Annotated in this window: 17 protein-coding genes and 1 pseudogene; 6 read left to right on the plus strand and 12 right to left on the minus strand. The window is 72.8% G+C overall.

Annotated features, from left to right (window positions below; genetic code table 11):
- Positions 1-9: 9 nt before the first annotated feature.
- A complete protein-coding gene (locus AC07DA_RS23885; RefSeq protein WP_479130219.1) occupies positions 10-306 on the minus strand; it encodes a hypothetical protein in 297 nt (98 codons plus the stop codon).
- Positions 307-408: 102 nt separating this feature from the next.
- Between AC07DA_RS23885 and AC07DA_RS23890 the strand changes: the two are divergent.
- A pseudogene (locus AC07DA_RS23890) lies at positions 409-1,311 on the plus strand (oxygenase MpaB family protein).
- An 8-nt stretch (positions 1,312-1,319) separates the two neighbouring features.
- Here AC07DA_RS23890 and AC07DA_RS23895 read toward each other — a convergent pair.
- The gene (locus AC07DA_RS23895) at positions 1,320-1,919 is read right to left on the minus strand and encodes a class I SAM-dependent methyltransferase (RefSeq protein WP_479130220.1); all 600 of its coding nucleotides are present in this window, start codon (positions 1,917-1,919) and stop codon (positions 1,320-1,322) included.
- Positions 1,920-2,055: 136 nt separating this feature from the next.
- Positions 2,056-2,247, minus strand: coding sequence for a hypothetical protein (locus AC07DA_RS23900; protein ID WP_479130221.1), 192 nt, complete (start codon positions 2,245-2,247; stop codon positions 2,056-2,058).
- Positions 2,248-2,430: 183 nt separating this feature from the next.
- Here AC07DA_RS23900 and AC07DA_RS23905 point away from each other — a divergent pair, with 183 nt between their 5' ends.
- A complete protein-coding gene (locus AC07DA_RS23905; protein WP_479130222.1) occupies positions 2,431-3,036 on the plus strand; it encodes a GTP-binding protein in 606 nt (201 codons plus the stop codon).
- 43 nt (positions 3,037-3,079) lie between these two features.
- Here the strand turns inward: AC07DA_RS23905 and AC07DA_RS23910 are convergent, their stop codons facing one another.
- On the minus strand, positions 3,080-3,508 hold the full coding sequence (locus AC07DA_RS23910; RefSeq protein ID WP_479130223.1) for a PPOX class F420-dependent oxidoreductase: 429 nt from the start codon (positions 3,506-3,508) through the stop codon (positions 3,080-3,082).
- A 104-nt stretch (positions 3,509-3,612) separates the two neighbouring features.
- On the opposite strand from AC07DA_RS23910, the gene AC07DA_RS23915 reads away from it, so the two are divergent.
- Positions 3,613-4,026 (plus strand): roadblock/LC7 domain-containing protein, encoded by a 414-nt coding sequence (locus AC07DA_RS23915; protein ID WP_479130224.1) that lies wholly within the window; start codon positions 3,613-3,615, stop codon positions 4,024-4,026.
- A 220-nt stretch (positions 4,027-4,246) separates the two neighbouring features.
- Positions 4,247-5,386: a DUF6397 family protein gene (locus AC07DA_RS23920; protein WP_479130225.1), complete on the plus strand. Its 1,140-nt coding sequence runs from the start codon at positions 4,247-4,249 to the stop codon at positions 5,384-5,386.
- Between the two features lie 122 nt (positions 5,387-5,508).
- Here AC07DA_RS23920 and AC07DA_RS23925 read toward each other — a convergent pair whose 3' ends face one another.
- The 3 genes from AC07DA_RS23925 to AC07DA_RS23935 form a co-directional block, all read right to left on the minus strand.
- Positions 5,509-6,405 carry a DMT family transporter gene (locus AC07DA_RS23925; RefSeq protein WP_479130271.1) on the minus strand — a complete coding sequence of 299 codons (897 nt, stop codon included), beginning with the start codon at positions 6,403-6,405 and terminating at the stop codon, positions 5,509-5,511.
- A 117-nt stretch (positions 6,406-6,522) separates the two neighbouring features.
- Positions 6,523-7,395, minus strand: a complete 873-nt coding sequence (locus AC07DA_RS23930; protein ID WP_479130226.1) for an acyl-CoA thioesterase — start codon at positions 7,393-7,395, stop codon at positions 6,523-6,525.
- Between the two features lie 37 nt (positions 7,396-7,432).
- Entirely contained in the window at positions 7,433-9,946 is a 2,514-nt protein-coding gene (locus AC07DA_RS23935; protein WP_479130227.1) for a DEAD/DEAH box helicase, read from the minus strand.
- A gap of 145 nt (positions 9,947-10,091) precedes the next feature.
- Between AC07DA_RS23935 and AC07DA_RS23940 the strand changes: the two genes are divergently transcribed.
- Positions 10,092-10,886, plus strand: coding sequence for a metal-dependent hydrolase (locus tag AC07DA_RS23940; RefSeq protein ID WP_479130228.1), 795 nt, complete (start codon positions 10,092-10,094; stop codon positions 10,884-10,886).
- A 46-nt stretch (positions 10,887-10,932) separates the two neighbouring features.
- Here AC07DA_RS23940 and AC07DA_RS23945 read toward each other — a convergent pair whose 3' ends face one another.
- The 4 genes from AC07DA_RS23945 to AC07DA_RS23960 all read right to left on the minus strand — a co-directional run bounded on the left by AC07DA_RS23945 (position 10,933) and on the right by AC07DA_RS23960 (position 15,840).
- Positions 10,933-11,178 carry a type B 50S ribosomal protein L31 gene (locus AC07DA_RS23945; RefSeq protein ID WP_031114907.1) on the minus strand — a complete coding sequence of 82 codons (246 nt, stop codon included), beginning with the start codon at positions 11,176-11,178 and terminating at the stop codon, positions 10,933-10,935.
- Positions 11,179-11,226: 48 nt separating this feature from the next.
- Positions 11,227-11,697: a DUF5709 domain-containing protein gene (locus AC07DA_RS23950; protein WP_479130229.1), complete on the minus strand. Its 471-nt coding sequence runs from the start codon at positions 11,695-11,697 to the stop codon at positions 11,227-11,229.
- Positions 11,698-12,256: 559 nt separating this feature from the next.
- Complete coding sequence (locus AC07DA_RS23955) at positions 12,257-14,038, minus strand: ABC transporter ATP-binding protein (protein ID WP_479130230.1); 1,782 nt, start codon at positions 14,036-14,038, stop codon at positions 12,257-12,259.
- Complete coding sequence (locus AC07DA_RS23960) at positions 14,035-15,840, minus strand: ABC transporter ATP-binding protein (protein ID WP_479130231.1); 1,806 nt, start codon at positions 15,838-15,840, stop codon at positions 14,035-14,037. The genes AC07DA_RS23955 and AC07DA_RS23960 overlap by 4 nt, the downstream gene beginning before the upstream one ends.
- 198 nt (positions 15,841-16,038) lie before the next feature.
- Here AC07DA_RS23960 and AC07DA_RS23965 point away from each other — a divergent pair, with 198 nt between their 5' ends.
- The gene (locus AC07DA_RS23965) at positions 16,039-17,622 is read left to right on the plus strand and encodes a peptide-N4-asparagine amidase (RefSeq protein WP_479130232.1); all 1,584 of its coding nucleotides are present in this window, start codon (positions 16,039-16,041) and stop codon (positions 17,620-17,622) included.
- 151 nt (positions 17,623-17,773) lie between these two features.
- Here AC07DA_RS23965 and AC07DA_RS23970 read toward each other — a convergent pair whose 3' ends face one another.
- Positions 17,774-18,223, minus strand: coding sequence for a MarR family winged helix-turn-helix transcriptional regulator (locus AC07DA_RS23970; RefSeq protein ID WP_479130233.1), 450 nt, complete (start codon positions 18,221-18,223; stop codon positions 17,774-17,776).
- Positions 18,224-18,288: the final 65 nt, after the last annotated feature.

The following is an 18,288-nucleotide window of genomic DNA, read 5'->3' on the forward strand; positions in this document are numbered from 1 at the left end:
CCCGATCCGTCACGCCGCCGGCAGCCCCAGCAGCTCACGAGCCACGGCCCCGGGGGACTCGCCCCGCTCACGCGCCAGCGCGACCACGGCCCGACAGGCCAGTTCGTTCACCCCGAACGACAGCGCCTCCGGCGACACCCAGCCGGCCGCCTCGTCGGCCCGCTCCCGGTCGTCCTGCGCGTTCGCCGCGACGTAGACGGCCGCGGCCTCGAAGAGATTGTGCGGTCGCTCACCGCCGCCCGCCTTGGGTTCCGGCCGCAGCGCACCAGCGACTCTTCCACCGGCCTTACGGACCCTGTCCCACATGCTGACCACCTTCCCCCTGCGCGCCGCGCCGTCCCGCTCACCGTCCATCTCCCGGTCACCAACGTAGGGTTGGAGGTCCGGAGGCAGAAGGGGGACGGCACGGTGAAGCGGTACGAACGGCTCGAACGAATCCGCGCGATGGACCCGTACCGCGAGGCCACGGAGATCTACCGGCTCAGTGTGGCCTACGAGTTCCCCTGGGACTTCGCCCGCTCCCTGGAGTTCGCCCTGTACCGCACCTACGCCGTTCCGAGCATCGGCCGGCTGCTCGCCCGCACCGCGGAGCTCACGGACCGCGCGCAGAAGCGCTACGACGACACCTCACTGCTCCTGGACGCCATCGTCGAACACGGCTTCGGCAGCGAGCAGGGCCGGACCGCGATCCGACGGATCAACCAGATGCACCGCAGTTACGACATCAGCGACGAGGACATGCGCTACGTGCTCTGCACGTTCGTCGTGATGCCGAAACGATGGATCGACGCCTACGGCTGGCGCCGGATGTCCCGCCACGAGACCGTCGCCAGCGTCGTCCACTACCGCACCCTCGGCCGTCACATGGGCATCAAGGACGTCCCGGAGACGTACGAGGAGTTCGAGACCTGCCTCGACGACTACGAGGCGGCCCACTTCGCCTGGGACCCGGACGCCCGCCGCGTCTCGGACGCCACGCTCGCCCTGATGGCCTCCTGGTACCCGCGACCGCTGGCGCCGCTGCTGCGGACCACGACCCTCTCGCTGCTCGACGACTCGCTGCTGGAGGCGTTCCGTTACAGCCCGCCCGGCGCCGGCACGCGCGCGTGGGTGCGTCGCGCGGTATGGCTGAGGTGACGTGCCGTCCGGCTGCTGCCGCCCCGGCGCGCCCCGCACTTCGCCCGCCAGAACCGGGAGATCAAGGGATACCCGAACGGGTACGAACTCGCCGAGCTGGGGACACGACCGGTACCGGGCGTACGGGGCTGCCCGGTGCGGCACGCGGGGGCGCCGGGCGTCGAGGCGGGCTGAGGGAACACTCAGTCCTCGCGGACGGCCAGGGCCAGGAAACGGGAGTCTTCGTCGACGTACGACGTCAGACGCCACCCCGACCGGGCCAGCAGCGGACGAAGGTTGGGCTCGGCGCGCAGGTCCTCCGGGGTGAGCGGGCGGCCGTGGCGGGCTGCGAGAGCGGCCCTGCCGATCGGATGGAAGAGCGCCAGCACGCCACCGGGGCGCACCACACGGGCCAGTTCCCGGAGGTTCTCGGCGGGGCTGGCCAGGTGCGAGATGAGCCCCGCCCCGAACACGGCGTCCAGGGACCGCGTGCGCAAGGGCAGCGCGGCGACGTCCGTGAGCAGCAGCGTCCCGTCACGGTCGCGTCCGGCTCGCACGGCCTCCCGCAGCATGGCCGGGGTCAGATCCGCCCCGAGCACGACGCCCGAGGGCCCCACGGCGGCCCGCAGGGGCGGCAGGGCGCGTCCGGTGCCGCATCCGGCGTCGAGCACACGGTCTCCCGCGCGCAGCCCGAGCTCCGCGACGGCGGCGGCGTAGGCCGGGCCGTCGTCGGGGAACCGGGAGTCCCAGTCGGCGGCGCGGGCGGTGAAGAACTCCTGGACACGCGTCTGGTCGTCGCTCATGCACCGCATGATCCCTCACCGGCAGGGATGACGCCTCAGCGCGCACGTTCGAGCGTGACCCGATCGTTCCGGTGCACCGCCGCGTCATATTCCAACGACTTCCGGAATGCGCCCCCTTCGCGCGCCTGCTCCGGGTCTAGTGGCCCAGGGCCATGGAACACCTGGACCACGCCGTCCTGGGGTGGCTGCCCTCCGCGCTGTCGTGCGCGCCGGCCGGGTCGAGCGCGTCGGCGAGCACCTCGGCACGGCGCCCCGCGTCGGTGCGCCGCCGGATGAGACGGGAGGGGCGGTCCGCGCAGACGACCGAGGACGTGACGGGCACCCGCAAGGCGCAGGGCACCCGCAAGGCGCAGGGCAGCCGGGGGCGTGTACGACAACGAGGTGGTCCCGCCCGTCCGTCCCTACGCCATGACGGCGGACGTACCAGGCCGGCCCGGAGACACAGCCGCTTGCACCCGCGTCCTGCCCGCAGGCACGTCACCCCTTGCCGTACTCCCGAGAGAAGTGATCAATGGTCTCCGAGCAAACCGACGCCGTGGACGGCGAGAGCGCCGCACTGGCGTTGAAGGTACTGGTCGCCGGGGGATTCGGGGTGGGGAAGACCACCCTGGTCGGCGCCGTCAGCGAGTTCCGGCCGCTGCGCACCGAGGAACAGCTCAGCGAGGCGGGCCGGTCGGTGGACGACACCGACGGCGTGGATCACAAGACGACCACGACCGTCGCCATGGACTTCGGGCGCATCACCATCCGCTCCGACCTGTCCCTGTACCTGTTCGGCACACCCGGCCAGGACCGGTTCTGGTTCCTGTGGGACGAGTTGTCGCAGGGGGCGCTCGGCGCGGTCGTCCTCGCGGACACCCGGCGCCTCGAGGACTGCTTCCCCGCCGTCGACTACTTCGAGCACCGGCGCATCCCGTTCGTGGTGGCCGTCAACTGCTTCGCGGGCGCCCGGCGGCACGGCGCACCGGACGTCTCCCGTGCCCTCGACCTCGACCGGGGCGCACCCGTCGTGCTGTGCGACGCGCGGGACCGCGACTCGGGTAAGGAGGTGCTGATCCGGCTCGTCGAGTACGCCGGGCGGATGCACACCGCCCGGCTCCTCGACTCGGTGGGCTGACCCGGTGGGTCGACCCGGTGGGCTGACCGCGGTGGCCGCGTGGTCAGTCCGCGACGTTCCGCTCCGCCAGGACCCGGTCGATGCTGACGCGTACGAGGAGTTCGCCCGGGACGCCGTTGCGGGCGCCGAACTCCTCGGCGCGCTCCTCACCCATGTACCGGGCGCCGATCCGGGTGGCCCAGTGCCGCACCTCGTCGAGGTCCTCAGAGACCCGGGCACGCCCCGTCAGCACGACGAACGAGTACGGCGGCCGGTCGTCGTCCACGCACAGCGCTACCCGGCCGTCCCGGGCGATGTTGCGCGCCTTGACACTGCTCTTGCCGGTGTTGAACACCAGTTCCTCCCCGTCCAGCACGAACCAGACCGGAGCCACATGCGGACTGCCGTCGGACCGGACCGTGGAGAGCTTTCCGGTCCGAGTGCCGTAGGAGACGAACTCCCGCCATTGCGCGTCGGTCATCTTCTCTGCCATGGCTCCCATCCTCCTTGCCCCGACCGCGGTCCTGGGGAAGGCTGGCGTGGAGATCCTCCGGCCAGGAGGAGATTCGTACGGGGAGAAAACGGGGAGATCGGGACATGGCGCAGAACCAGGGACTCGACTGGCTGCTGGACGACCTGACCGAACGCGTCCACGAGGTCCGGCACGCACTGGTCCTGTCCAACGACGGCCTGGTGACGGGCGCGAGTACCGGACTGCGCCGCGAGGACGCCGAGCACCTCGCGGCCGTGTCGTCCGGTCTGCACAGCCTGGCCAAGGGCTCGGGACGGCACTTCGGGGCGGGCGGCGTCCGCCAGACGATGATCGAGTTCGACGACGCGGTGCTCTTCGTGACCGCGGCCGGCGCGGGCAGCTGTCTGTGCGTCCTCAGCGGTGCGGAGGCCGACATCGGCCAGATCGCGTACGAGATGACGCTTCTGGTCAACCGGGTGGGCGAGCACCTCGACGTGGATGCCCGCCAGCCCGAACGGAAGCCGGACACAGGCGTCTGACCTGCGCGTTTTTCTTCCCCGTGGAGTTATCCACAGGCTCGGCGCGTGGCGGTCGGAACCGGCTACGGTCTTTTCACGAAACCGCACACGGCGACCGCACACGGCGACCGCACAGAGCGGCAGCACACGGCTACCGCCGCATGGCCATGACGCCTGCTGGCGACACACACATCGTGACCATGCACGTTCCGGAGCCGCTGACTCCACGGGGGAGACCACCATGTCAGGCACGATCGCGAAGACCGACGATCCCACTCTCGGCCCGAGCCGGGCCGCACGCGAACTAGGCCTCAAGCCGGGCGAGTTCGACCTCGCGGTGAGCCTGGGGCTCGTGAGGACCGTCCCGGACGAGGGCGGCGGGGGCCGACGCCTCGCACGCGCTGAACTTGACCGGTTGCGTGCTGCCGCCGACTTCCCCGACGGACTCCGGGAGCGCGTCCGGACCACCGGCACCAACGAGGGCGCCGCACTCCTGGAGATCGCGCCCACCAGGTTCACGAACCTGGCCCGCTACGGCCTGCTCGTTCCGGTCAGGTTTTACGTGAACCGGTACAGGACCGTCGTCTGGCTGTATCTGGCCGAAGAACTCCGGCAGTTCGCGGCCGAGGCGAGCAACGCCCGGTTGCTGTCCGGGCGGTTGCCCGCGGAGATCCGGGGCGGGCTGAAGGCGGGGCTGGACCGTCGCCCCCGCAACTGGCGGGGACGCCACAGCGGGTTCCTGCTGCGGCAGGCGGGCGACGATCCGTGGGCACGCGCGGCAGCCGTGGCCGGCCTCCTCGCGCCCGCGGATGTGGCGGAAGTCGTCGAGGATCCTCGTGAGCGGGCCCACCTGGAGCGTTTCCGTCCCCGCCTGTCCGCCCACGGCGCACCCGGCTCACCTGCCGCCGAGCTGGCCGAGCGGCTCATGACGGCGAGCGATCCGGACGAGGTCGCCTGGTTCCGCGCGGACCTGGCCCACACGATGGAGACGGCCCGCGGGCAAGGCCCGTCCCTACGCCCGGCGCCGGAGCCGACCCTGGACCCGAGCCCGGCCGTAGGACCGGAACCATCTGCGACGGAGCCGACGCCCTCCGCCGTACCGCAGCCGACACCACGCCCGGGGGAGCCGACGCCCCGCACCGTCCCGAAGCCGACGCCCCTCGCTGTCCGGAAGCCGACCGGTCTGATCGGACGACTGCGGCGCAGAAGCCGTCGATCTGCCGGGAGCACGTCAGTCCCCACCGCCCCTCCCAGGGCCCACAGCCGACGCGGCACTCCGAGAGACGAACCGGACGTACTACAGCGGCGCCCGGCCAGCCAGGTCTACCCGGCCGGCCCGGCCAGTCGGCATCAAGGAACACGGAAGGGAAGCCACACGTGAACCCGGCACGAAGCAACCCGCCGCGCCGGCACCCGCCGAGCTGGCATCCACCGCACCGGCACCCACCGCACCGGCACCCGCCCCGCCGACACCCGCACGGCGTTGATCCAGCGGTCCGCCACTCACGGCGCGTCCACCGTCCGGCGCTCCTCGTCCGGCGCCACCAGGGACTGGGTGAGTGGGATCCGCGCCAGGACGAGGACCCCGGCGGCGATCAGTGCGACACCGAACAGCTGCGGCAGCAGCCACCACCCGGAGCGGACCGTCTCCTCGTACAGCAGGATGCCGAGGGCGAGGCTCACCAGGGCGTCGCCGAGGGTGAGCGCGGGCTGGGAGGCGACCAGGGGGCCGGCCTGCATGGCGTGTTCCAGAAGGAACAGCGCGCACACCCCGGTCGCGGCGAACGCGTACGTCTGCCACGTGGTGAGGAAACCGACGAGCCCCTGTTCGTCGAGGATGTGGGTCGCCGCCTTCATCAGCGCCGCGGTCACCGCGTAGCTGATGGCCGTCGCGGCACCTAGGCAGGCCGCCCGGGCCCGGCCCTCCGGACGCTTGAGGGCCGCCAGGGCCAGACCGGCGACCGCGCCCGCGCACACGGCGAGCGCGGGGATCCAGCGGTCCAGCTCCACATGGGTGCGGTCGCCGGAGGGGGAGGCGGCGGCGAGCGCGACCGCAAGCCCCGCCACCACGACCGTCACGGCCAGCCAGCCCGAGCCCGGCAGCCGCCGGCGCGTCAGCAGCGAGGCGACGACCAGCGTGAGCGGCAGTTCCAGCACGAACAGCGGTTGCACGATCGTCAGCGGGCCGGTCGCCAGTGCCACCGCCTGGAAGACGGCGGCGCCGATCACCGCGAGGATGCCGGCCAGCCAGACGGGCCGACGCAGCAGATCGAGCATCAGCCCGGCCCGCAGGCCCTCGGAGCGGGGCACGGACAGCGCCGCCTTGCGCTGCAACACCGTCGCGACGGCGTTGCTGAGGGCCGCGCAGACCGCGAACAGCACGGGAAGCACGGTGTGCAGCGTGGTCACCTCCCGGATCGGCGGGCGCGTGACGCCGGCTGGGCCGCCTCCTGCCATGGTCGCCGGATCACGGCGCGGGCGCGATCGGAACCGTCCGGCCGGGCCGGCGCCCGGGCGTCAGCCCAGCTTCCGGAAGAGCCCTTCCTGCACGACCGACACCACCAGCCGGCCGTCGCGGTCGTAGATCCGGCCGCGGGCCAGACCGCGGCCGCCGACGGCGATGGGGGACTCCTGGTCGTACAGCAGCCAGTCGTCCGCGCGGAACGGGCGATGGAACCACATCGCGTGGTCCAACGAAGCCATGTCGAAGCCCCGCGGCCCCCACAACGGCTCGACGGGGATGCGGACGGCGTCCAGCAGGGTCATGTCGCTGGCGTAGGTCAGGGCACAGGTGTGCACGAGCGGGTCGTCGCCGAGCGGTCCGACGGCACGCATCCACACGGCGCTGCGCGGTTCGGCGCCCTGGACCTCCTCGGCGGTCCAGCGCAGCCGGTCCACGTAGCGGATGTCGAAGGGCTGGCGGCGGGCCATCCGCTCCAGCTGCTCGGGGAGCGCGCCCAAGTGCTGGCGGATCTCGTCCGTGACCGTGGGCAGGGACTCGGGGTCGGGGACCGTGCGGGCCGGAGGCAGCTGGTGTTCGAAGCTGCCGTCCTCCGGCTTGTGGAAGGAGGCGGTGAGGTTGAAGATCGTGCGGCCCTGCTGCACGGCCGTGACCCGCCGGGTGGTGAAGGAGCGCCCGTCGCGCACGTGCTCCACCTGGTAGACGATCGGCACACCCGGGCGGCCGGGGCGCAGGAAGTAGGCGTGCAGCGAGTGCACGGGGCGGTCGCCCTCCGTGGTGCGGCCGGCGGCGACCAGGGCCTGGCCCGCCACCTGTCCGCCGAAGACCCGCTGCAGGGACTCGTCCGGGCTGCGGCCACGGAAGATGTCGACCTCGATCTGCTCCAGGTCGAGCAGGTCGACGAGTCTGTCGGCCGGGTTCGTCGTCATGGGTGGGATGCTCCTGTGCTCGCTGCTGTCCGGCCGGTCACAGCTGGCCGACGTCGGTGACGCGCACGACCGCGCGGCCCTCCGCGTCCGAGGCGGCGAGGTCGATCTCCGCGCTGATGCCCCAGTCGTGGTCGCCGTTCGGGTCGTGGAAGATCTGCCGGACCCGCCACAGCCCGTTCTGCGGCTCCTCCTCGATGAGCAGCAGCTTGGGGCCGCGGGCGTCGGGGCCGGTGCCGAGGTCGTCGTACTCGTCCCAGTACTTGTCCATCGCCTCGCCCCAGGCGTCGGCGTCCCAGCCGGACTCCGCGTCCATCTCGCCCAGTTCCTCGACCTGGTCGAGGGCGGCCAGCTCGACGCGGCGGAACATGGCGTTGCGGACCAGGACGCGGAAGGCGCGCGCGTTGGCGGTGACCGGCTTGACCTCGTCGGCCTTCTCCTGGGCCTCCTCGGCGGTCATCTCCTCCGGGTTGGCGAGCTGCTCCCACTCGTCCAGCAGGCTGGAGTCGACCTGGCGCACCATCTCGCCCAGCCACTCGATCAGGTCCTGCAGGTCCTCGGACTTCAGGTCGTCGGGGACGGTGTGGTCGAGGGCCTTGTAGGCGCTGGCCAGATAGCGCAGCACGATGCCCTCGGTGCGGGCCAGCTCGTAGTGGGACACCAACTCCGTGAAGGACAGCGCCCGTTCGTACATGTCCCGGATGACTGACTTCGGCGACAGCGGATGGTCGCCGACCCAGGGGTGGCTCTTGCGGTACGTGTTGTACGCGTGGAAGAGCAGCTCCTCCAGCGGCTTGGGATAGGTGATGTCCTGGAGGCGCTCCATGCGCTCCTCGTACTCGACGCCGTCCGCCTTCATCTGGGCCACGGCCTCGCCGCGCGCCTTGTTCTGCTGGGCGGCGAGGATCTGGCGCGGGTCGTCGAGGGTCGACTCCACGACGGACACCATGTCGAGCGCGTACGACGGCGACTCGGGGTCGAGCAGCTCGAACGCGGCGAGCGCGAACGTGGCCAGCGGCTGGTTGAGGGCGAAGTCCTGCTGGAGGTCGACGGTGAGCCGGACGATCCGGCCGGTGGGGTCCGGCTCGTCGAGCTTCTCGACGATTCCGCCGTCCAGCAGGGAGCGGTAGATGGCGATGGCGCGGCGGATGTGCCGCAGCTGCTGCTTGCGCGGCTCGTGGTTGTCCTCCAGCAGCCGGCGCATCGCCTCGAAGGCGTTGCCGGGGCGGGCGATCACCGACAGCAGCATCGTGTGGGTCACCCGGAACCGCGAGGTCAGCGGCTCCGGTTCGGAGGCGATGAGCTTGTCGAAGGTCTGCTCCGACCAGGCGACGAAACCCTCGGGAGCCTTCTTGCGGACGACCTTGCGGCGCTTCTTGGGATCGTCACCGGCCTTGGCGAGGGCCTTCTCGTTCTCTACGACGTGCTCGGGGGCCTGGGCGACGACGAATCCCTCCGTGTCGTACCCGGCCCGCCCGGCACGGCCCGCGATCTGGTGGAACTCCCGGGCCCGCAGGGTGCGCACGCGGGTGCCGTCGTACTTGGTGAGGGCCGTGAAGAGCACCGTGCGGATGGGCACGTTCACGCCGACGCCGAGGGTGTCCGTGCCGCAGATGACCTTCAGCAGGCCGGCCTGCGCGAGCTTCTCCACCAGGCGGCGGTACTTGGGCAGCATGCCGGCGTGGTGGACGCCGATGCCGTGCCGGACATAGCGGGAGAGGTTGCGGCCGAACTTGGTGGTGAAGCGGAAGTTGCCGATCAGCTCGGCGATCTGCTCCTTCTCCTCCTTCGAGCACATGTTGATGCTCATCAGCGCCTGCGCCCGCTCGACGGCCTGCGCCTGCGTGAAGTGCACGATGTAGACGGGCGCCTGCCGGGCCTGGAGCAGGTCGGTGAGCGTCTCGGTGAGCGGGGTGTAGCGGTACTCGTAGGACAGCGGCACCGGGCGGGTCGCCGAGCGGACCACCGCCGTCGGACGGCCGGTGCGGCGGGTGAGGTCCTTCTCGAAGAAGGAGACGTCGCCGAGCGTCGCCGACATCAGCACGAACTGCGCCTGCGGCAGCTCGAGGATCGGGATCTGCCAGGCCCAGCCGCGGTCGCCCTCCGCGTAGAAGTGGAACTCGTCCATCACGACCTGGCCGACGTCCGCGTCCTTGCCGTCGCGCAGCGCGATCGAGGCGAGGACCTCGGCGGTGCAGCAGATGACCGGGGCGTCGGAGTTGACCGAGGCGTCGCCGGTGAGCATGCCGACGTTCTCCGTGCCGAAGATCTTGCACAGCTCGAAGAACTTCTCCGACACCAGCGCCTTGATCGGCGCCGTGTAGAAGGTGACCTCGTCCCGCGCCAGGGCCGCGAAGTGCGCGCCCGCCGCGATCATGCTCTTGCCGGACCCGGTGGGCGTCGACACGATCACGTTCGCGCCGGAGACCACCTCGATCAGCGCCTCCTCCTGGTGGGGGTAGAGCGTGAGACCCCGCTCGCCGGCCCACGACTCGAAGGCTTCGTACAAGGCGTCGGGGTCGGCGGTCGGCGGCAGCTGATCGATGAGGGTCACGCCCCCATCTTGCCTGGCCCGGTGCCCGATGCGGGAATCGGCTGCGGCCCGGAAGATCACGAACGCTACGCTGGGGCGCCGACGACGCGTCAGCGCACCCGGTCAACTGGACAGCGGCACACGAGGAATGGGGCGGGCCACGGCCATGATGGGACCAGCACACTCACTGTCGGGCGCCGCCGCCTGGCTCGGCGTCGGCGCGGCCGCGGCCGCCGCCGGGCAGCCGATGCCCTGGCCGGTCCTCCTCGTCGGCGCCCTGGTCTGCGCCGGAGCCGCCCTCGCCCCGGACCTGGACCACAAGGCGGCCACCATCTCCCGGGCCTTCGGGCCGCTGTCGCGCTGGCTGTGCGAGATCGTCGACAAGCTGTCGTACGCCGTCTACAAGGCCACGAAGAAGCAGGGCGACCCGCGCCGCTCCGGCGGGCACCGCACGCTCACGCACACCTGGCTGTGGGCGGTCCTGATCGGCGTGGGCACCTCGGCCGTGGCGATCACCAGTGACCGCTGGGGCGTGCTCGCGATCCTCTTCGTGCACCTGGTCCTGGCCATCGAGGGCCTGCTGTGGCGGGCGACCCGCGGCTCCAGCGCCGACGTCCTGGTGTGGCTGCTGGCCGCGACCACGGCGTGGATCCTCGCGGGCACGCTGGACCAGCCGGGCAACGGCGCGGACTGGCTGTTCACGGCGCCTGGCCAGGAGTACCTGTGGCTGGGGCTGCCGGTGGTGCTGGGTGCGATCGTGCACGACATCGGGGACGCGCTGACCGTCTCCGGCTGCCCGATCCTGTGGCCCATCCCGGTGGGGCGCAAGCGCTGGTACCCGGTGGGCCCGCCGAAGTTCATGCGGTTCCGGGCGGGCAGCTGGGTCGAGCTCAGGGTGCTGATGCCGGCGTTCATGCTGCTGGGCGGGGTGGGCTGCGCGGCGGCGCTCAACGTGATCTGAGCGCCGGCCGCAAGCCGGGGACGCAACAGGGCCGGGGGCGTGGCGCTCAGCCGCTGCCGTACCGCCGCTCGAAGGCCGCGACCCGGCCCTCCGAGTCCACCGTGCGGGCCTTGCCCGTGTAGAAGGGGTGGCTCTCCGAGGAGATCTCCACGTCCACGACCGGGTAGGTCTCGCCGTCGTCCCACTCGATGGTCTGGTCGCTGGTGGCCGTGGACCGGGTGAGGAAGGCGTAGCCGGCGGCACGGTCGCGGAAGACGACGGGGTGGTAGTCGGGGTGCTTGTCCTGCTGCATGGATGCTCCTCGGGCGGCTCGGGTCGGTTCTGCGGTCACCCGGTGCGGTCAACCGGGCAGGATGTCCTCGTCGACGATGTGGACGGCTGCCTCCTCGGCCGACGCCGCGGCACCGTCGATGCCCACGTCCGTGGCGACCAGCGCGGCCTCCTCGTCCTCGTGGGCACCCTCGTCGGGGGCGACGAGCCGGCCGGAGCGGGCGGCGCCGACCTCGTTGTCCAGGAGTTCCCCGTCGCTGCCCGCGCAGTCCCCGAGACCGTCGCCGTCCGGGGCGACGGTGTCCGGCAGTTCCTCGGCGAGCCGCTGGTCCAGCGTCTCGCCCCGCTGCCGCTCGGCCGCCGTCACCCCGAGGTGCTCGACGGCCCACGGCCGCTCCGGCGGGGACCAGCCCCGGTCCAGGGGATCGTCGACGCCGTCGTACTCCAGGGTGTCCTCGGCGTCGAGCAGCCCCGTGTCCTCCCTCTGCTCGTCCTGATCCGGCTGGTAGACGTCGTCCCCCCAGCCGCCGGAGCTGTTCACGGGTACCTCCAGGGGGTGGGGACGGGCCCGTCTCACCGGGGCCCGCGCCGGGCCGCCGCCGCACGGCACTGGCGCTGCCCGGGACCAGTGGCCTCGGGCGTTCCCCGAGCCGGTGCCTGCTTCCAGCCTTCCACCGAGCCTCGGGACCCCGCAACGCCACGGTTTCTCGCGGGCCCGCCCTCGTCCCACGGCGTGCCTGGGAGGCCGCCCGGATCCGCCGCGGCCCGTTATGGAGACGGGCCCGTCCTCCTCCCTCGGCGTGCCTGGGAAGCCGCCCGGATCCGCCGCGGCCCGTTATGGAGACGGGCCCGTCCTCCTCCCTCCGCGCACCTGGGAGGCCGTCCGAATCCGTCCCGGCCCGTTATGGAGACGGGACCGAATCCGTCCCCGGCCCATCCGGGGGACGGCCTCGTCCTCGTTCCTCGGCGCGCCTGGGACGCCGCCCAGATCCCTCCCAGGTTTCTCCCAGTCCCGTCCGGTAGACGGCCCGGACCCAGACCCGGACCCGTCCCCGACCCGTCCGGAAGGCCGCCCGGACCCCGGCCCCGTCCCGGCCAGCTCAGCCGTGCCAGGACCTCCACAGCGCCGCGTACGCCCCGTCCGCCGCGACCAGCTCCTCGTGGCTGCCCAGCTCGCTGATCCGTCCGTTCTCCACGACCGCGATGACGTCGGCGTCGTGCGCGGTGTGCAGCCGGTGCGCGATGGCGATCACGGTGCGGCCGTCCAGGACCCGGGCCAGGGAGCGCTCCAGGTGGCGGGCCGCACGCGGGTCGAGCAGGGACGTCGCCTCGTCCAGCACCAGCGTGTGCGGGTCGGCCAGTACCAGGCGGGCCAGGGCGATCTGCTGGGCCTGTGCCGGGGTGAGCGCCAGACCGCCCGAGCCGACCTCGGTGTCCAGGCCGTCGTCGAGGGCCCGGGCCCAGCCGTCCGCGTCGACCGCGCCGAGGGCCGCCCACAGCTCGGCGTCGACCGCGCCGGTCCGGGCGAGCCGCAGGTTGTCGCGCAGGGAGCCGACGAAGACGTGGTGTTCCTGGTTGACGAGGGCCACGTGCGCGCGGACCCGCTCGGCGGGCATCCGGGACAGCTCGGCGTCGCCCAGCGTGATCCGGCCGTCCCGTGGCGCGTAGATCCCGGCGAGCAGCCGGCCCAGCGTGGACTTGCCCGCGCCGGAGGGGCCGACCAGGGCCAGCCGGGTGCCGGGCGCGACCTCCAGGGAGACCTTGCGCAGGACGTCCACGCCCTCCAGGTAGCCGAAGTGCACCCGGTCGGCGCGCACGTGGCGTCCCTCGGGCACCACCGCGGCGTCCCCGGCCTCCGGCTCGATGTCCCGGACCCCGACGAGCCGGGCCAGCGACACCTGCGCCACCTGCAGCTCGTCGTACCAGCGCAGGATCATGCCGACCGGGTCGACGAGCATCTGCGCGATGAGCGCGCCGGTGGTGAGCTGGCCGACGTCGATCCAGCCGTGCAGGGCGAACACGCCGCCGATCAGCAGGACCGAGGCCAGCACGGTCACGTGGGTGACGTTGACGACCGGGAAGAGCACCGACCGCAGCCAGAGCGTGTAGCGCTCCCAGGCCGTCCACTCCCGGATCCGCCGCTCCGACAGGGCGACGCGGCGCTCGCCGAGGCGGTGGGCCTCCACGGTCCGGCCCGCGTCCACGGTCTCGGCGAGCGCGGCGGCCACCGCGGCGTACCCGGCGGCCTCCGAGCGGTAGGCGGCCGGTGCCCGCCGGAAGTACCAGCGGCAGCCGGCGATCAGCAGCGGCAGCGCGAGCAGCACGGCGAGCGCCAGCGGCGGTGCCGTGACGACCAGTCCGCCCATCAGCAGGACCACCCACACCACGCCGATCGACAGCTGCGGCACGGCCTCGCGCATCGCGTTGGCCAGCCGGTCGATGTCCGTGGTGATGCGGGACAGCAGGTCGCCGGTCCCGGCGCGTTCCAGCACGCCCGGCGGCAGCCCGACCGACCGCACGAGGAAGTCCTCGCGCAGGTCGGCCAGCATCCGCTCGCCCAGCACCGCGCCGCGCAGCCGCACCTGACGGACGAACACGGCCTGCAGGACGAGCGCCGCCACGAAGAGCCCGGCGGTGAGTTCCAGCCGCAGCTCCCGGACCCCGCCGGAGACCCGTTCCACGAGCCCGCCCAGGAGCCACGGACCGGCCATGGAGGCGAGCACGGCCGCCGTGTTGACGGCGATCAGCAGCAGGAACGCCCGGCGGTGCCGCCGCAGCAGTTCGGCCACGTACGCGCGGACGGTCGCCGGGGCGCCGACGGGCAGGGTGCTCGCCGTCGTCGGGGCGGCCGGGTCGTACGCCGGGGGCGCGACGCCGATCATGCCTTCTCCTCGATTTCTTCCAGTTCGTGCAGGACGTCCTTCAGGGCGACGGAACCGACCGGCGCGGCCTCGCCGTCCGTCTCGCGGGTGACCACGGCCCGGTAGCGGGGCTCGGTGTGCACCAGCTCGCGGTGGGCGCCCACCGCCACGACCTCGCCCTCGTGCAGGAACGCCACCCGGTCGGCGCGGTCCAGCAGCAGCGGGGAGGAGGCGAACACCACGGTCGTGCGCCCGGCACGCAGCTCCCGTACGCCCTGGGCGATCCGTGCCTCGGTGTGCGAGTCGACGGCCGAGGTCGGCTCGTCCAGGACGAGCACCTCCGGGTCGGTGACGAGCGACCGGGCGAGCGCGAGCCGCTGCCGCTGACCGCCGGACAGGGACCGGCCGCGTTCGGTGATCCGGGCGTCCATGGGGTCGGCCGCGTCCACCGAGCCCTGCACCAGCGCCGCCAGCACGTCGTCGCACTGCGCGGCCGTCAGCGCCGCCTCGGGCGGGACGCCGCCCGAGGCGGGGACGTCCAGCAACTCGCGCAGCGTGCCCGACAGCAGGACCGGGTCCTTGTCCTGGACGAGGACGGCCGTGCGGGCGCTGTCCAGCGGGAGGTCGTCCAGCGGCACTCCGCCGAGCAGCACCGACACGTCCTCCTGCGAGGGGTGCCCGCCCAGCCGCTCGGCCAGCAGGCCCGCCGCGTCCGGGTCGCCGCACACCACGGCCGTCAGCAGGCCGGCGGGCGCGAGCAGCCCGGTGCGGGGGTCGTACAGATCGCCCGAGGGGACCTCGGCGGCGCGCGATCCGGCCGTGTCCGTGGCCCGCTCCAGCGACAGCACGCCCGCCGCCCGCGTGGCGGAGGGCCGGGAGAAGGAGTACGCCATGGCGATCTCCTCGAAGTGCCGCAGGGGATAGGTGAGGACCATCACCGAGCTGTAGACGGTCACCAGTTCGCCGACGGTGATGCGGCCCTCGCGGGCCAGCCCCACGCCGTGCCAGACGACGGCGATGAGCAGCAGCCCGGGGAGCAGGACCTGGATCGCGGAGATCAGGGACCACATCCGGGCGCTGCGCACGGCCGCGTGCCGGACCTCCTGGGAGGCGCGGCGGTAGCGGTCGAGGAACAGTTCCTCCCCGCCGATGCCGCGCAGCACGCGCAGGCCGGCGACGGTGTCGGAGGCGAGTTCGGTGGCGCGTCCGGCCTTCTCGCGCTGGACGTCGGCGCGCCGGGTGGCGCGGGGCAGCAGCGGCAGCACGGCGAGCGCCAGCGCGGGCAGGCCCACGGCGACGACCACGCCGAGGGCCGGCTGGTAGACGAGCAGGCCGGCGCAGACCAGCACGATGGTGACGAGGGCCGCGGTGAACCGGGACAGGGCCTCGACGAACCAGCCGATCTTCTCGACGTCACCCGTGGACACCGCGACCACCTCACCGGCCGCGACGCGCCGGGTCAGCGCCGAGCCCAGCCGGGCCGCCTTGCGGGCGAGGAGCTGCTGGACGCGGGCGGCCGCGGTGATCCAGTTGGTGATGGCGGTGCGGTGCAGGAAGGTGTCGCCGACCGCGTTGCCGACGCAGGCCAGCGCCAACAGGCCGCCCGCCAGGGCCAGTCGGGAGCCGGAGCGGTCCACGACGGCCTGGACGGCGACGCCGACGCAGAACGGCAGCGCGGCGACGGAGGCGAAGTGCAGCAGGCCCCAGGCCAGTGACTTGAGCTGACCGCCCAGCTGACTGCGGAAGAGCCACCACAGGAGTCGGGGCCCCGAACGCGCGTCGGGCACGCCCGGGTCGGGGTATGGAAGGTCTTGAATCTGCATGACGTCCCAGTGGCTCGTGTCAGGGGGATGGGGGGAGGGCTGAAGGCAGCAAACCGTGACAGGTTCGCGTCGCCACGTGGTCGGCGGCAACAGGTTTTCCGCTCACCGAACGGAACCGGCCGACACGGCCGGGGACAGGGCCGCCCCGGCGGGCCGGTGCGCGTTGCGCGGGCGGCTCACCCCCCGTAGAACACCGCCATGAAGAGTCGGATCGTCATGTCCATGCTTGCCGGAGCGGCGCTCCTGGCGAGCACCCTCCTCGGGGCCGGTCCCGCCCACGCGGCCGGCGTCCCCGCCGAGTTCGGCACCGACTGGCACGACCCCGTCACGGCCGCCCCGCCCGTCGACCGGCCGCCGGGGAAGTCCTGCGAGGTCACCGTCGCGCAGGCGCGGTTCCGCGACTTCACCCCGTACCGCGGCAGGTACACCCCGCCCGAGGGCTGCGGCGACCGCTGGAGCAAGGTGGTGCTGCGGCTCGACGGCAGGGTGAAGGGGCGTCAGTACGACCGGCTCGGCTACCTCCACGTCGGCCGGGTCGAGATCTTCCGCACCTCGACGCCACAGCCCTCGCCCGACGGCATCGAATGGTCCGTGGAGAAGGACGTCACGCGCTACGGTGACACCTTCCGCCGGAGCCGGGACGTCGAGATGCTCATCGGGAACGTCGTGGACGACACCTACACCGGCGTGCTCGACGTCGAGGTCACGCTGACCTTCCACCCGGGCCGCCCCGACCCCGCGAACCCCGACCGGGTCCTCACCCTCGACGGCGGCGCCGCCCTCACCACCCCGCGCAACAGCGAACGCGTCGTCGCCGAGGTGTACGCGACCGGCTCCGGCGGTGGCTGCGAGGAGTACTGGTACCTGACCGTGCCCGAGCCGGCGCCGTACTCCTGCAAGGCCGGCCGCGGGCCCTACCGCGAGGTGCAGATCCGCGTCGACGGCCGGCTCGCGGGCATCGCCACGCCGTTCCCGACCGTGTGGACCGGCGGCTGGTCCAACCCCTTCCTCTGGTACGTGCTCCCCGGCCCGCGCGCCTTCGACATCAAGCCGGTCACCTACGACCTGACCCCGTTCGCCGGGATCCTCAACGACGGCCGCCCGCACCGCGTCGAAGTCTCGGTCGTCGGCGTACCCGAGGGGCGGACCGGCTGGAGCACCCCCGTGAACGTCCTCGTCTGGCAGGACGAGCGGAGCGCGCGGGTCACCGGGCGGCTCACCGCGCACCGGGAGGGCGACCCGGCCGGTTCCTCCGCCTACACGCCCGGCGGGGAGCACCGGGTGGACACCGAGGGCGGCCACCGCCTGACCGTCGCCGGTTACGTGGACACCTCGCACGGCCGGGTGCGCACCACCGTCGCCCGCTCCCTCGCCCACACCTCCGCGCACCGCTGGACCGACGGCGAGACGCGCGACGCCCTCGACGCCACCTGGACCGACGCCGAGTGGGTGACGGTGGACGGCCGCACCACGCGCACGCACCGCACCTACACGATGGACGGTACGACCACCCTCGGCGCGGGCGACCGGCTGCGCACCGTCCTGGCCCTCGGCGACCGTGCCACGACCGTCGAGACGCACGGGGCCCGGCGCACCGCCTGGTCGCGGCTCGACGACACCTACACCGGAGACGCGACCTACACGGCGAACGTGCCCCGGGACCAGCGGCACGCGGTCGGGACCACCAGCGAGCGCTACCGGTCGTACGGCCCGCAGGGCTGCCACGACCGCACGCTGACCGCCGTGCAGGGGGTGCTGACGGAGGACCGCAACCGCTGCTGACGGGGCGTGAGTCGTGCCGCGGCCGCGGAAGTCCCCTCCGGCCTCTGTGCTCGCGTCCCCCCAGGAAGCGGCCGACCTCTCGCACACCGGGCGCGGCCACCGCTGGAGCACCGCGAAGCGGTGGCCGCTGCCGTTCCGTCGTCCGGGGCCGTCAGCAGGACTTCACAGGAGCGCCGTCGATCAGCGTGTCCAGCAGCCCCCCGAGCGCCTCCCGCTGATCCTCCGTCAGCGGCGCGAGGATCTCCTCCGCCGCCGACCTGCGCGCCGCCCGCAGCTCGCGCAGCGCGGCCCGCCCGTCGTCCGTGAGCTCGATGCGGATCACCCGCCGGTTCGCCGGGTCTGGGACCCGCCGCACCTTGCCGCTCGCCTCCAGCCCGTCGACCAGTGTCGTCACCGCCCGCGGCACCACCTCCAGGCGCTCGGCCAGGTCGGCCATGCGGGGCGGCGATCCCCAGTGCGCGAGGGTGCGCAGCAGCCGGGACTGGGCCGGGGTGATGCCGAGGTCGCGCTGCTCCAGATGACGCTTCTGGATGCGGTGCACCCGGCGGGTGAGCCGCAGCAACTGCTCGGCGAGCAGGCCGTCCGAATCGGGCGTGGTCATACGGGAACAATATCAGGATGACGTTCATTGTGAGTATAGGTAACAATGAGCTACGATCCGACCCG

This window comes from Streptomyces sp. NPDC044921 (genome assembly GCF_056432865.1).